The organism is Lentzea miocenica (assembly GCF_033949945.1).
GTDB lineage: Bacteria > Actinomycetota > Actinomycetes > Mycobacteriales > Pseudonocardiaceae > Lentzea > Lentzea miocenica.
This window is the reverse complement of record NZ_JAXAVW010000057.1, coordinates 21,232-35,081: the sequence shown is the minus strand read 5'-3', so window position 1 is coordinate 35,081 and position 13,850 is coordinate 21,232. Positions and strand designations below refer to the sequence as shown.

General features: G+C 68.2%; 11 protein-coding genes. 7 read left to right on the top strand and 4 right to left on the bottom strand.

Annotation, left to right across the window (positions count from 1 at the left end; all coding sequences use genetic code 11):
* The first annotated feature begins 313 nt into the window (after positions 1-313).
* Together SK803_RS43805 and SK803_RS43800 are read left to right on the top strand one after the other, a co-directional pair.
* Complete coding sequence (locus tag SK803_RS43805; RefSeq protein ID WP_319972160.1) at positions 314-1,687, top strand: mycothione reductase; 1,374 nt, start codon at positions 314-316, stop codon at positions 1,685-1,687.
* 81 nt (positions 1,688-1,768) lie between these two features.
* Positions 1,769-2,182: a flavodoxin domain-containing protein gene (locus SK803_RS43800; RefSeq protein ID WP_319972159.1), complete on the top strand. Its 414-nt coding sequence runs from the start codon at positions 1,769-1,771 to the stop codon at positions 2,180-2,182.
* Between the two features lie 3 nt (positions 2,183-2,185).
* Here the strand turns inward: SK803_RS43800 and SK803_RS43795 are convergent, their stop codons facing one another.
* Both SK803_RS43795 and SK803_RS43790 read right to left on the bottom strand, forming a co-directional pair.
* Positions 2,186-2,590: a VOC family protein gene (locus tag SK803_RS43795; RefSeq protein ID WP_319972158.1), complete on the bottom strand. Its 405-nt coding sequence runs from the start codon at positions 2,588-2,590 to the stop codon at positions 2,186-2,188.
* A 64-nt stretch (positions 2,591-2,654) separates the two neighbouring features.
* Entirely contained in the window at positions 2,655-3,899 is a 1,245-nt protein-coding gene (locus SK803_RS43790) for a CynX/NimT family MFS transporter (RefSeq protein ID WP_319972157.1), read from the bottom strand.
* Positions 3,900-3,947: 48 nt separating this feature from the next.
* Here SK803_RS43790 and SK803_RS43785 point away from each other — a divergent pair, with 48 nt between their 5' ends.
* The 4 genes from SK803_RS43785 to SK803_RS43770 all read left to right on the top strand — a co-directional run bounded on the left by SK803_RS43785 (position 3,948) and on the right by SK803_RS43770 (position 10,542).
* On the top strand, positions 3,948-4,619 hold the full coding sequence (locus tag SK803_RS43785) for a FadR/GntR family transcriptional regulator (RefSeq protein ID WP_319972156.1): 672 nt from the start codon (positions 3,948-3,950) through the stop codon (positions 4,617-4,619).
* Between the two features lie 53 nt (positions 4,620-4,672).
* Positions 4,673-5,776, top strand: a complete 1,104-nt coding sequence (locus tag SK803_RS43780; protein WP_319972155.1) for an epoxide hydrolase family protein — start codon at positions 4,673-4,675, stop codon at positions 5,774-5,776.
* A complete protein-coding gene (locus tag SK803_RS43775) occupies positions 5,773-6,864 on the top strand; it encodes a winged helix DNA-binding domain-containing protein (RefSeq protein WP_319972154.1) in 1,092 nt (363 codons plus the stop codon). Before SK803_RS43780 ends, SK803_RS43775 begins: the two co-directional genes overlap by 4 nt.
* Positions 6,865-6,936: 72 nt before the next feature.
* Complete coding sequence (locus tag SK803_RS43770) at positions 6,937-10,542, top strand: phage tail protein (protein ID WP_319972153.1); 3,606 nt, start codon at positions 6,937-6,939, stop codon at positions 10,540-10,542.
* Between the two features lie 3 nt (positions 10,543-10,545).
* Here SK803_RS43770 and SK803_RS43765 read toward each other — a convergent pair whose 3' ends face one another.
* Entirely contained in the window at positions 10,546-11,445 is a 900-nt protein-coding gene (locus SK803_RS43765) for a LysR family transcriptional regulator (protein ID WP_319972152.1), read from the bottom strand.
* A gap of 73 nt (positions 11,446-11,518) precedes the next feature.
* Here SK803_RS43765 and SK803_RS43760 point away from each other — a divergent pair, with 73 nt between their 5' ends.
* Positions 11,519-12,412: an EamA family transporter gene (locus SK803_RS43760; protein WP_319972150.1), complete on the top strand. Its 894-nt coding sequence runs from the start codon at positions 11,519-11,521 to the stop codon at positions 12,410-12,412.
* On the opposite strand, the gene SK803_RS43755 is transcribed toward SK803_RS43760, so the two are convergent.
* Positions 12,336-13,835, bottom strand: coding sequence for a cobyric acid synthase (locus SK803_RS43755; protein WP_319972163.1), 1,500 nt, complete (start codon positions 13,833-13,835; stop codon positions 12,336-12,338). The genes SK803_RS43760 and SK803_RS43755 overlap by 77 nt on opposite strands.
* Positions 13,836-13,850: the final 15 nt, after the last annotated feature.

The window sequence follows — 13,850 nt, the reverse complement described above, 5'->3', positions numbered from 1 at the left end:
GTTTGACACCCCTCCTCAGGTGTGGCCCGCTCTGGCGCGGCTTGTGACGGGGACCCGCCCGGACCGCACCACCTACGCAACCGGCAGCCGCCCAACGCAACTGGCGTGCCATCAACCCGCGAGTGGCGTGGTACCCCCTGATCAGATTGGCGGGGTCTGGGGGCAGCGCCCCCAGGGGAAGCACTCAAGGTGACGCGCCCTACGCAAGGCGACCACCCGACAAGGCCGCGGAATCGGAACGCGACCCCCTCCGTAAGCCCCACGTAACCCCATCCGGGGAACACCAGCCCCCACCCAATGGTTGGATCCACACGTGAGGCACTTCGACCTGGTCATCATCGGCACCGGCTCCGGCAACTCCATCCCCAACGACGCGATGGCCGACTGGAAAATCGCCATCCTCGAAAAGGGCACCTTCGGAGGCACCTGCCTGAACGTGGGCTGCATCCCCACCAAGATGTTCGTCCACACCGCAGACCAGGCCGCAGCCCCGGCCAACGCCAAGAAACTGGGCGTGGACGCGACGCTGGACGCAGTCCACTGGCCCGAAATCCGCGACCGCATCTTCAACAGGATCGATCCGATCGCCGAAGGCGGCCGGAACTGGCGCGCCAACGAGAACGCCAACGTGACCGTCTTCGAAGGCACCGCGACCTTCGAAGACGCGCACACCATCAACACCGGTACCGGCGAGACCATCACCGCCGACCGGATCGTGATCGCGGCAGGCAGCCGCCCCACCATCCCGGCCATCGCCGACCTGGAAACCACCGGCTTCCACACCAGCGACACGATCATGCGCCTGGACGAACTCCCCGAGAGCCTGATCATCCTCGGCAGCGGCTTCATCGCCTCGGAGTTCGCCCACGTCTTCAGCAGCTTCGGCGTCAAGGTCACCCTGATCGGCCGCTCGAACCTCCTGCTCCGCCACGAGGACCTGGAGATCGCCGAGCGCTTCACCGACGTCGCCAAGCAGAAGTGGGACGTCCGCCTGCAGCGCAAGACCACCCGCGCCGAGAAGACCCCGACCGGCGTGAAACTCCACATGGAAGGCCCCGACGGCGAGGAAACCGTTGAGGCGTCCCAACTCCTGGTGGCAGTCGGCAGGCAGCCGAACACGGACCTGCTCGACGCGACCAAAGCAGGCCTCGAACTCCACTCCGACGGCCGGATCAAGGTCGACGAGTACCAGCGGACCAGCCAGCCGCACATCCTGGCGCTGGGCGACATCAGCTCGGACTACCAGCTCAAGCACGTCGCCAACCACGAGTCCCGCGTCGTCCAGCACAACCTGCTGAACCCGGACAACCCCATCGCCAGCGACCACCGGTTCGTCCCGGCAGCGGTGTTCTCCAACCCGCAGATCGCCAGCGTCGGCCTCACCGAGGAAGAGGCCAAGGCGAAGGGAATCCGTTACGTCACCGCCAGCCAGGCCTACGCCTCCATCGCGTACGGCTGGGCCATGGAGGACACGACCGGCTTCGCGAAGCTGCTCGCGGACCCCGCCACCGGCCAGCTGATCGGCGCGCACATCATCGGCCCGCAGGCGTCATCGGTGATTCAGCCGCTCATTCAGGCGATGAGCTTCGGCCTGGACGCGAAGTCCATGGCACGAGGCCAGTACTGGATCCACCCCGCGATGCCGGAACTCGTCGAGAACGCACTTCTCAACCTGCCGTTGGACTGAACGTTCTGAACGACTGAAGGCCTTAAGCGACAGGGACTTCCGCAACTGCCGGAAAGCCTGGCAACGGAGAACAATGCGGCGATGACAGACAGAGTTCTCGTCGCCTACACCTCGAAAACCGCCGCCACCGATGAGATCGCCGAGATCATCGGCACCGAACTCGCCGGCTGCGGGCTGAGAGTCACCGTGCTCTCGGTCGCCGCCGCGGAAACACTGCACGGGTTCGGTGCCGTGATCATGGGTGACGCCGCGACACGCGATGCACATCGGTTTGTGCGACGACACAAGGCTTCCCTCAAACACACGCCGGTGTGGTTGTTCCACCGCGGCATTCCGCCCGTGCCCAACGACGTCGCGCGCATGGTGCGCAAGCTCGGGGCCGGCGGGCCGGTGAGCTTCGGCGGTGCGGCACCGGACTGGGAGCGGGCGCAGGCATGGGCTCGCTACCTCGCCGATCGGCTCACGGTGCTGCACCGCGGGTTCGTCTCGAACTGACCCTCAGGCCTGCTGAATCCGGACGGTGTTGCCCGCCGGGTCGCGGAACACGCAGTCGCGTGCACCCCATGGCTGCGAAGTCGGCTCCTGCACGACGTCCGCGCCGCCCGCCTGAAGCTTGTCGAACACGCTGTCGAGGTCGGGCGTGGACAGGTTGATGAACGCGTACGAGCCGTTCTCGATCATCTCGGTGATGGCGGTCTTCTGCGTGTCCGTGAGGCCCTCGGCCATCGCGGGCGGTTCGAGCACGACGGCAGAGGCCGCACCCACCGGTGCGACGGTGATCCAGCGCATCGTGCCCTGGCCGACGTCGAGGCGGACCTCCCAGCCGAGCAGGTCGCGGTAGAAGGCCAGCGAGGCGTCGGGGTCGGTGTGCGGGAGGAACGTGGCTGCGATGTTGATGTCCATGCCGACAACGCTAGGACCAGCGCGAATCCGCCGCTTCTCGATTCCTGACCAGATGATTTCCTGACTAGACGTAGCGCGGACGGCCCGCGATCACGCCGAGCACGGTGAGGCCGGCGAGCAACGTCAGCTGCAGCACGAGCGACGTCGTCCAGGCGCCGGTGGCCTCCCGGAGCACGCCGAACGCGAACGGCCCAGAAGCCGCGATCAGGTAGCCGAGGCTCTGCGCCATCGCCGACAGCCGCGCGGTGTCCGAAGTGGACTTCGTGCGCAGCGACATCACCAGCAGCGCCAGCGGGAACATGCCCATGCCGAACCCGATCAGCACCACCCACAGGCCGGGCGCCGCGGCGGGCGCCACCAGCATGCCCAGGATGCCCGCGAACGACAGCACGCCGAGCGCCAGCACCATCGGGCCCTGGCTGCGCAACCGCGCGGCGATCGGCGGCACGAAGAGGCTCACCGGGACGCTGAGCAGCATCGACACCGCGAGCAGCATGCCCGCGGTGTTCCGGTCGACCCCGGCGTCCACGAGCATCGCGGGCAGCCAGCCCATGACGGTGTAGGCGAACAGCGACTGCAGGCCGAAGAACACGGTGATCACCCACGCGAGCGGGCTGCGCAGCAACGAGCGCTTCTCCACCGGAGCGGCAGACCGGACGACGGACGCCTCGGAACCGTGCCGCGCACCGGCGAACCACACGATCACCGCGCCGGCCGACAGCAGCGCCCACGCACCGACGGCGAGGCGCCACGAGCCGAGGTAGTCCTCCAGCCGCGGGGTCAGCGCGGCGGCGAGTGCGGCACCGGCGGCCAGCGTTCCCGTGTAGACACCGGTGAACAGGCCGACCTTGTCCGGGAAGGACGCCTTCACCACGACCGGGATCAGCACGTTGGACACCGCGATGCCCGCACAGGCGATGAAAGTGCCGCCCAGCACGACCCATGGACCGTCGATCACGCGCAGCACCAGGCCGAGCGTGAGCACCCCCAGAGAAAGTCCGATCGCACGGGCCATGCCGAGGCGGCGGCCGAGCCACGGCGCCGCGAACGCCGCGAAGCCGAAGCAGAGCGCCGGAACGGCCGTCAGCGCACTGGTCCAAGCGGCCGAAACCCCAAGGGCGGCGCGGACATCGCCGAGCACCGAGGCCAGACTGGTCACGGCTGGGCGGAGATTCGCCGCCGCGAGGGCGACCCCGATCGCGAGCAGCGTGGACCCGACCAGCGGAACGTGACGATTCTTGACGACCGTCACCCTGCGACCCCGATCGGTGGCAGTCTGTGCGGCATAAGTCGTCTGCTGAATCGTCACGCGCACCACTATCGCAGACGTAGGATGTTCGGATGAAAGGATGACGCTGTGCCGTTGGCCACTACCCGACGGGCGGGCCTAGTCGACCAGGTGATCGAGCAGATGCGCAGCGCGATCACCACTGGCGAATGGCCCGTCGGGCAGCGCATCCCGCCCGAGCCCGAGCTGGTCACCGCGCTCGGAGTGGGCAGGAACACGGTCCGCGAGGCCGTGCGCGCCCTCTCCCATGCCGGCCTGCTGGAGGTGCGGCAGGGCGACGGCACGTTCGTCCGCGCGACCAGCGAGCTGTCCGGCGCGGTCCGCCGCATGTGCGGAACAGAGCTGAAGGAAGTCCTCCAGGTCCGCCGCACCCTGGAGATGGAGGGCGCGCGTCTCGCCGCCAAGCACCGCACCGACGCCGAGCTGGCCCGCCTCACCGAGTTGCTGCGCAAGCGCGACGCGGCGATGGAGGCCGAGCAGTGGGCCGAGGTCATCGAGCACGACACCGCGTTCCACGTGCTGCTCGTGCAGTGCTCGCACAACACCCTTCTGGCAGAGCTCTACCAGGGCTTGACCGAGGCTGTTAAGGCTTCGGTGGCGGCATCTGTCGACACCAGCCAGCCTGGAACCGACCAGGTGTCGCACACCGGCCTGCTGCACGCGGTCCGGGACGGTGACCAGGAGAAGGCGGCGATCGAGGCGGGCGGGTTCTTCGAGGAGTTGATCGAGAAGTTCTGCTGAATCACGGTCAAAGCGGACCGGAGCTGTCCGCATGAGCTCATAGCGTGGGGGCCATGGAGATCACGCCGTTCCGCATCGAGGTCCCGCAGGCCGAGGTCGACGACCTCCGTTCCCGCCTGGGCAACGCGCGGTGGCCGGAGGAGGACATGCCGGGAGTCGGCTGGTCCTACGGCATCCCGCTGAGCTACCTGCGCCCGCTCGCCGAGTACTGGGCGACCGGGTTCGACTGGCGTGCTCAGGAAGAACGGATCAACTCCTACCCGCAGTTCACGACCGAGATCAGCGGGCAGCGCATCCACTTCCTGCACGTCCGCTCGAAGAACCCGGACGCGGTGCCGTTGCTGCTGATCCACGGCTGGCCGGGCTCGTTCGTCGAGTTCCTGAACGTGATCGAGCCGCTGTCGGAGGACTTCCACCTGGTGATCCCGTCGATCCCCGGCTTCGGCTTCTCCGGCCCGGTGCGCAGGCCCGGCTGGAACGTGCTGCGCGTCGGGTGGGCGTTCTCGAAGCTGATGGAGGGCCTGGGTTACGACCGCTACGGCGTGCAGGGCGGCGACTGGGGTTCGACCATCGCTCAGGAGATCGGCAGGGTGTTCCCCGAGCACGTCATCGGCGTGCACCTGAACATGCTGATGACGTTCCGCCCTCAGGGCGTCAACGACCTGACGTCCGACGAGCTGCGGGCGCTGGAGTCGCTCGACCACTACCAGAAGGAACTCTCCGGCTACATGCACATCCAGCGCACGCGGCCGCGCACGCTCGGCTACGGGCTGACGGACTCGGCGGTCGGCCAGCTGGCGTGGATCGTGGAGAAGTTCCACGACTGGACGGACAACGAGGGCACGCCAGAGGACGCGGTGGACCGCGACCACATGCTGACCAACGTGTCCATCTACTGGTTCACCGGTACGGCGGGCTCGTCCGCGCAGCTGTACAAGGAACAGTCGGCGGCGTGGGGCAAGCAGCAGCCGACCACGGTGCCGACCGGCGTCGCGGTGTTCCCGCACGACATCGGCGCGCCGGTGCGATCGTTGGCGGACAAGATGATCCCGACGATCGTGCACTGGACGGAGTTCGACCGCGGTGGTCACTTCGCCGCGATGGAGGAACCGGACCTGCTGGTCCAGGACATCAGGAAGTTCTTCGGATCACGGTGAGCACAACACTTTCGACCCGCACCCTCAACCGCACGCTGCTGGCGCGGCAACTGCTCCTGGAGCGCACGGCCACGCCGATCGTGGCGGCCGTCGAGCACCTCGGCGGTCTCCAGGCCCAGGCGCCGATCCCGCCGTACCTGGCGCTGTGGACGCGACTCGACTCGTTCCAGGTCGACGCGCTGAGCAGGCTGATCATCGACCGCTCGCTGGTGCGGATGACGTTGTGGCGCGGCACGTTGCACCTGATCTCGGCCGACGACGTCTACCTGATGCGCACGGCGTTGCAGCCGGAGCTGAACAAGTGGGCGCGCAACGTGATGCCGCCGGCCGGCAGGGTCGAACTCGACCTGGCCGAGCTGGCGCGGATCACCCGCGAGTACGTCGACACCGAACCGCGCACGGTCGCGGAGGTCGGCGCGCACCTGGAGAAGCACTTCCCCGAGGCGAAGGCGCGGGAGCTGTCCACGCAGGCGCAGATGCTGGTGCCGATGGTCCAGGTGCCGCCGCGCGGGATCTGGGGCGTGGGCGGCGTTCCGCAGAACGTGGCGATGGCCACGTGGCTCGGGCGGGACCTGCCGGAGACCGCCGCGGTGCCGGAGCTGATCACGCGATACCTGCGGGCGTTCGGGCCGGCGACGCTCGCGGACATGCAGGCGTGGTCGCGGCTGACCGGGTTGAAGGCGCATGCGGCCGGCCTGGACCTGGTGCAGTACAGGAACGAGGACGGCAAGGTGCTGCTGGACGTGCCGGACGGCGTGATCGTGCCGGAGGACACCCCCGCGCCGGCACGGCTGTTGCCCGCGTTCGACAACGTGTTGCTGGGGCATGCGGACCGGACCAGGATCATGAGTGAGGACGCGCGCTCGCGGTGGGGTGCCGTGCGCAACGGCGTGTTCCCGCCGACGTTCCTCGTCGACGGGTTCCTGCGCGGCACGTGGAACGTCGTGGAGACGAAGGACACCGCGACGTTGACGATCGAGCCGTACTTCAAGACCACGAAGCAGGACATGGCGGGTGTGGTCCGCGAGGCCAAGTCGGTGCTGAAGGTGATGGCACCCAAGAAGGTCCACGTGATCGCTGCCCCTTAGGGCGGATTTTCCCGCCCCTGCGGGTGTCTCGGGGTCGTGTTCCACACGAAGTGGGGCGACCAGGCTCGTTGGATGGTCGCCGCACGCCGGTCAGCTGAGGTCACGGGTGCTCTCGCGGACGGCAAGCGCAAGGCGGGCCCCGCTGTCTCCGGCAGCCCGCACGCTTTGCTCGCGTTGCAACGAGACGCGGGCAACGCGGCCGTGGGCGCGCTGATGGCGGCCAAGCAGAAGCAGCCGGACCAGGCGGCGCTCGGCCACATCGACGCCGCGCTGAAGGAGGTCCGCGGCAGCGAGCCCGAGATCGACACGGTCGAGAAGGGCCTCAAGGCGGCCCAGTCGGCGGGCGTGCCGGTGACGTTGGAGGGACCGAAGCCGCCCGCGTCCGCGCTGGCCGTGACGACGACGGGGTTCGGCCCGAACGCGGTGCAGCCCAAGAAGCCCGTACCGCCTGCGAAACCGGTGCCGGCGAAGTCCAAACTCGGCACGGCGGCCGCCCGTCCCGCTGCCAAAGCCGGTGGTGCGTCGGCGAAACCCGCGGCAGCGCCCGTTGTCCCCGCGGTGGCCGCGGCCGATCCGGCGTTCATGCAGGTCACCGAGAAGGTCAAGGGGTTCGCGGCCGCCAAGAGGGCGCATCCGCCCGCCGCGGCCAAGGCGAAGGAGGCGCAGGACGCCGCGCAGGCCCCTGCCGACGACCTCGCGGGGCAGGCGAAGGCCTCCAAGGTCGACTCGATGGACGCGCAGCAGGCGGGGTCGTTCGACAAGCAGGCGTTCATCGCGGCGGTGAAGACCGCGATCGAGGCGAAGTCGCCCAAGACGTTGCAGGAGGGAACCTCACCGCAGGGCAAGGCCGACGGGGTCGCCTCCGAGGTGAAAGGCATGGTGTCCCAAGGCAAAGAGGGCCAGGCCAAGGACATCGAAGCGGCCACCGACGCAGCCCCTGACCAGTCGAAGGCGGTGCCGAAGCCGGTCACGCCGATGGCCCAGGAGAACCCCGGCGCCGCCCCGGCGATCCCGGCCGCGGGTGCCGCGCCGAAGCCCGCGCCGCCGTCACAAACCGACCTGACGGCGGGCAAACAGCAGGTCGCGCAGGAACAGAGCGACGTCACCGACGAGCAGATGCGGCAGTCGAACGAGCCGCAGTTCCAACAAGCGTTGGACGCCAAGCAGACCGCCGCCGCGCACGCCGACACCGCACCGGCCCAGGTCCGCGCGCAGGAACAGCAGGTGATCGGCCAAGCCAAGGCCGAGGCCGGCGCGGTCACCGCCGGTGGTGTGGCCGGGATGCAGGGGGCCAAGGGTGCGGCACTGGCGAAGCTGGTGGCGGACAAGGGAAAGACGAAGACCAAGGACGAGGCCAAGCGCGCGGAGGTGACGACGAGGATCCAGGGCATCTTCGCGGCCACCGAGACCGAGGTGAAGAAGATCCTCGGGGCCATCGACCCGAAGGTCGAGACCGAGTTCGCCAAGGGCGAGGCCGCTGCCCGGCAGGCGTTCGAGTCCTTTGTGGCCGCCAAGGTCAACGCCTACAAGCAGGACCGGTACAGCGGCTGGCTCGGCGGATACCGCTGGATCAAGGACAAGGTCCTCAGCGTGCCGGACAAGGTGAACGAGTTCTACACCGCCGGCCGCGAGCTGTACCTGAAACAGATGGACGGCGTGATCTCCCGCGTCGCCGACATCGTGGGCAACGACCTGTCCCTGGCCAAGCAGAAGATCGCGACCGGCAAGGCCGAGATCGCCGCGTTCGTCAAAACGCTCTCCCCCGACCTGCAGAAGGTAGGCGCCGACGCGTCCGCCGAGATCAACGACCGCTTCGAGCAGCTCGAAAGCGACGTCACCGACAAGCAGAACGCCGTCGTCGACACCCTCGCCACCAAGTACACCGAGGCCCGCCAGGCCGTCGACGAACGCATCGAAGCGTTGCAGGCGGAGAACAAGGGCTTCGTCGACGCCGCGGTCGACGCGGTCAAGGGCGTCGTCAACACGATCCGCGAACTCGCCGCGATGCTGCGCGACGTCCTGTCCCGCGCCGCCGCAGTGGTCGGGGACATCGTCAAGAAGCCCGTCGAGTTCCTCGGCAACCTGATCGCCGGCGTGAAGGGCGGCATCCTCAAGTTCAAGGACAACATCCTCGAGCACCTGCGCAAGGGCCTGATGGGCTGGCTGTTCGGCGCGCTCGCCGACGCGGGCATCGAACTCCCGGAGAAGTTCGACGTGCGCGGCATCATCAAGCTGCTGGCGTCGATCTTCGGCCTGACGTGGTCGAACATCCGCAGCCGCCTGGTCAGGCAGATCGGCGAGAAGGCCATGGCGGCGGCCGAGAAGGGCGTCGAGATCTTCCAGGTCCTGACCACCCAGGGCGTGTCCGGCCTGTGGCAGATGCTGATGGAGAAGCTCAGCGACATCAAGGAGACGATCCTCGCGCAGGTGAAGGACTTCGTGATCACGAAGATCATCACCGCCGGCATCACCTGGCTCATCGGCCTGCTCAACCCCGCCGCCGCGTTCATCAAGGCCTGCAAGCTGATCTACGACGTCGTGATGTTCTTCGTGACCAACGGCAGCCGCATCATGAAGTTCGTCAACACCGTCATCGACTCGGTGGCCGACATCGTGCGCGGCAACGTGGGCGGCGTCGTCGACAAGATCAACGACGTCCTCGGCCAGATGGTCCCGATCATCATCGGATTCCTCGCGAGCGCCATCGGGCTGGGCGGCATCGGCGCGAAGATCCGGTCGATCATCGAGACCCTGCAGAAGCCGGTGAACAAGGCTCTCGACTGGGTGATCAAGAAGGGGCTGACGCTGGCGGGCCCGATCATCAAGAGGCTCAAGAACGTCAGCGGCAAGGTGAAGGCGAAGGTCGCGGCGGGCAAGGCATGGGTGAAGGGCAAGGTCGACAAAGGCAGGCAGTGGGTCAAGTCGAAGGTCTACGGCGGCGACGACAGCCAGGAAGGCAGGAAGAAACGGCAGGACGCCGCGCTGCGGGCAGGCGTAGCCGCGGCCAACCGGTTCGCGGGCAGGCCAGTCGGCGGCGCCGCGCTGAAGCCCCTGCTCGGTGCGATCCGGGTGCGGTACGGGGTCGAGGTGCTCGAACCGGTGCCCAGAGGTCACCACTGGGGTGTGCACGCCAGCCTGCAACGGACCCGGGATCCGCTGAGCCAGTTCGACCTCACCTGGGACGTCGACGATCCGGAAGCCAGGACCAGCCGTCTCGACGATCCCGTCCACCAGGCAGGCATCCTGGAGGCCTCTCACCTGTTCGCCGCCCTGCCCAACATCGAGGCGAAGCAGAACGTCGCGAGTGACGGCACGGGCGCACCGGTCCTGAGCGGATGGGGCAAGGGCGAGATCGCCGCCACCGAAGCGGTCCGTCGGGAGTCGCTGGACGCCGGGCACGAACCGGCCGGCCACGTCTTCGACCCAAAGGACTCACCCGGCCTGTACCAGTGCTCGCACTCCGAACTGAAGCTGCTTGCCGCGGGAGCCGTTACCGCAGCATCGGCGAAGCCGATGTGCGACGAGTGCATCAAGGCCGCCGCCAAGCTGGCACGCAAGTCCAGAGTGGCCCGCTACGTCGGAGATCCCGGCGGTGTGCACGTCTTCCTCGAAGACGGCGCGCACAAACCGGTTCGGCACCCGTCCGGCGCGATCACCCAAGGGCCGAAGAAGAAGTAGCAATCACTCCATCGGTGTGACGTGTTTGATCACTTCCAGGGCCGCGGTGATCGCGGGCCGCCGAGTCGCCTGAGTCCGCCACACCGCGTAGAGCCGTCGCGTCGGGGTGGGCCGCAGCGGCACGACCCGCACGCCGTCCGGCACCTCTTCCCTGCCCAGTCGCGGGATCAGCGCGACCCCGATCCCCTTGGCCAGCAACGCCATCTGCGTGCGGTACTCGCTGATCCGGTACGCCACCACGGGTTCGATGCCCGCGCCGTGGAACGTCCGCACCAGCCAGTCGTGGCAGATCGACCCCTCCGTCTGGCAGATCCAGCGCTCGCCGACGAGGTCGGCGGGTTCGAGGAACTCCCTGCCGGACAACGGGTTCGCCGCCGGGATGAGCACCTCGGCGACGTCGTCGTGGATGAAGACGCGGGACAGCGACTCCGGTATCGGCAGTGGCGTGTTCGCCCAGTCGTGCACGATCGCCATGTCGAGTTCGCCGCGCGCGACGGCCTCGGTGGCGTGGGGTGGGTCGATCTCCGTCAGCCGCACGTCGAGCGCGGGGTGCCGGTCGATCAGCTCGGCCAGGACGTCGGGCAGCAGGCCTCGGGCGGCGGTGGCGAACGAACCGATGCACAGGCGGCCGATCGCGGCGCCGCGCTGTTCTTCGAGGGCTACCTCGGCCTCTTCTACGAGCTTCAGGACCTGGCCGGCGGTGTCGGCCAGCAGCAGGGCCGCGTCGGTCAGGCGGACGCCTCGGCCGCGGCGTTCCAGCAGCGTGGTGCGGGTTTCGCGTTCGAGTTTGGCGATCTGCTGCGAGACCGCGGACGGCGTGTAGCCGAGCACGTCCGCCGCGGCGCCGACGGTTCCGTGGGTGGCGACGGCGTGCAGGGCTTTGAGCCTTCCCAGGTCGAGCATGTAGCAATGCTAAACCCAAAACCTTAGAAATCGGAACTGGTGCTTAATAGTTAGCGCCCGCAAGCTTGGAGGCATGAGTCCCCGACACGTCCTGCTCGCCGTCCTGGTCGCCGCCATCTGGGGCTTCAACTTCGTCATGCTCAAGATCGGACTCGACGAGTTCCCGCCGATCCTGTTCTCGGCGCTGCGGTTCCTCGCGGCCGCAGTGCCCGCGATCTTCTTCGTCGGACGGCCGTCGGTGGCGTGGAAGTGGGTCATCGCGGTCGGGCTCGTGCTGGGCGTCGCGAAGTTCAGCTTCCTGTTCATCGGACTCAAGGCGGGCATGCCGGCCGGGCTGTCGAGCCTGGTGCTGCAGAGCCAGGTGATCTTCACGGCCGTGTTCGCCTCCGTCGTCCTGCGCGAACGGCCGAAGATGGTGCAGATCACCGGCATCGCGCTGGCGATCGCGGGCATCGGGGTGATCGCGTGGGACTACGGGCAGAGCTCGCCGCTGCTCGGGTTCCTGCTGCTGGTCGCGGCGGGGGCGTGCTGGGGAGTGTCCAACGTGATCATGCGGTACGCGCGGCCCGCCGACATGGTGCGGTTCATGGTGTGGGTGAGCGCGGTCGCGGTGCTGCCGCTGTTCGCCCTGTCGCTGCTCACCGAGGACGTCTCGGCATTGGGACGGATGGACTGGGCCGGGGTGGGTGCGATCGGGTACGTCGCGTGGATCTCGACGCTGCTCGGGTTCGGCATCTGGGGATTCCTGCTGCGCCAGTACGAGTCCTCGGTCGTGGCGCCGTTCTCGTTGCTGGTGCCGGTGTTCGGGATGTTCTCGGCGTGGGCGTTCCTCGGCGAGAACCTGAGCGGGCTGCAGGCGGCGGCCGGCGGCCTGGTGCTGGCGGGGCTCGCTATCCCGCAGCTGGTGGGGCGCCGGGCGGCACGAACGGAAGTCCGGCGGGAGCTCCTCGTTCCAGCAGGTCGATGACGGCCTTGGTGTCGAGGTGCTCCGCGACCAGGTCGCCCAGCAGGTCCAGTTGGGCCTCGCGGGCGGCCTGGAAGCTCACCTCACCCGGTTCGAAGTCGCGGCCGGAGCGGTCGGCGGCCCAGCGCAGGAACTTGCGGCGGAACGCGTCGTTCTCCAGCAGGCCGTGCCAGTGCGTGCCCAGCACGCGCTCGGTCTCCGCGCCTTCGTCGGCGATCAACGGCTGTTCGGTGCTGCGCACGACCTGACCGTGGTGGATCTCGTAGCCGGTCACGGGTTCCCCCCACGCCGTGGCCGATGGGGTGGCCAGGGTTTTCCGCGGCTGGAAGCGGATGTCGACGTCGAGCAGACCGAGTCCTTCTGCGATCCCGTCCTTGGACTCCACGTCGTCCTCGATGCGCTTCGACAACATCTGGAAACCGCCGCAGATGCCGAGAACCGGGCCGTCGAACCGTTGAATCGCCTGGGCCAGACCGGTTTCGCGCAACCACGCGAGGTCTGACACGGTCGCTTTGGAACCGGGCAGCACGACCAGATCCGCGTCCGCCAACCGCGAAGGCTCCGTCACGAACCGCACGGAAACGCCCGGCTCACAGGCCAGCGCCTCGACGTCGGTGGCGTTGGAGATGCGCGGCAACCGGATCACGGCGACCCGGAGCCAGTCACGCACGGGCGGCACCGGACGGCCGATCACGCCGTCCGCGTTGTAGGACAACGAATCCTCGGCGTCGAGCCACAGTTCCTCGCGCCACGGCAGCACGCCGAGCACCGGCCGTCCGGTGAGCGCCTTGAGCTGGTGCAGGCCCGGTTCGAGGAGTCGCTGGTCGCCGCGGAACTTGTTGACGACGAACCCCGAGACCAACGCCTGATCAGCCGCGTCCAGCACCGCCACCGTGCCGAAGAGGTGCGCGAACACACCGCCGCGGTCGATGTCACCGATCACCAGCACCGGCAGATCGGCGCGCGTGGCCAGGCCCATGTTCGCGATGTCGTTGGGGCGCAGGTTGATCTCGGCAGGCGAACCCGCGCCCTCGCAGATGACGACCTCGTGGTCGCGGCGCAGACCATCCAAAGTGGACAACACGGTGTCGAGCAGCTGCTGCTTGCGTTCGCGATAGCTCAACGCGGAGACCTCGCCGACCGCCTTGCCCAGCACGACGACCTGCGAGGTGCGGTCGCTGCCCGGCTTCAACAGCACCGGGTTGAACCGCACACTCGGCTCCTTGAAAGCCGCCCGCGCCTGCACGGCCTGAGCGCGCCCGATCTCCCCGCCGTCGAGTGTGACGAACGAGTTGTTCGACATGTTCTGCGCCTTGAACGGCACGACGTCAACGCCCTGGCGTGCCAGAAAGCGGCACAGACCGGCGACCAGGACGCTCTTACCAGCGTCCGAGGTCGTCCCACAGATCAACATCGCGCCCCGCATGGACGCCAATGCTGC

Excerpts from the sequence above, each read along its gene's own strand:
- SK803_RS43800 (WP_319972159.1), top strand. The coding sequence starts at position 1,769 with ATGACAGACAGAGTTCTCGTCGCCTACACCTCGAAAACCGCCGCCACC.
- SK803_RS43755 (WP_319972163.1), bottom strand. The coding sequence starts at position 13,835 with ATGCGGGGCGCGATGTTGATCTGTGGGACGACCTCGGACGCTGGTAAG.
- SK803_RS43760 (WP_319972150.1), top strand. The coding sequence starts at position 11,519 with ATGAGTCCCCGACACGTCCTGCTCGCCGTCCTGGTCGCCGCCATCTGG.
- SK803_RS43770 (WP_319972153.1), top strand. The coding sequence starts at position 6,937 with ATGGTCGCCGCACGCCGGTCAGCTGAGGTCACGGGTGCTCTCGCGGAC.
- SK803_RS43795 (WP_319972158.1), bottom strand. The coding sequence starts at position 2,590 with ATGGACATCAACATCGCAGCCACGTTCCTCCCGCACACCGACCCCGAC.
- SK803_RS43765 (WP_319972152.1), bottom strand. The coding sequence starts at position 11,445 with ATGCTCGACCTGGGAAGGCTCAAAGCCCTGCACGCCGTCGCCACCCAC.
- SK803_RS43780 (WP_319972155.1), top strand. The coding sequence starts at position 4,673 with ATGGAGATCACGCCGTTCCGCATCGAGGTCCCGCAGGCCGAGGTCGAC.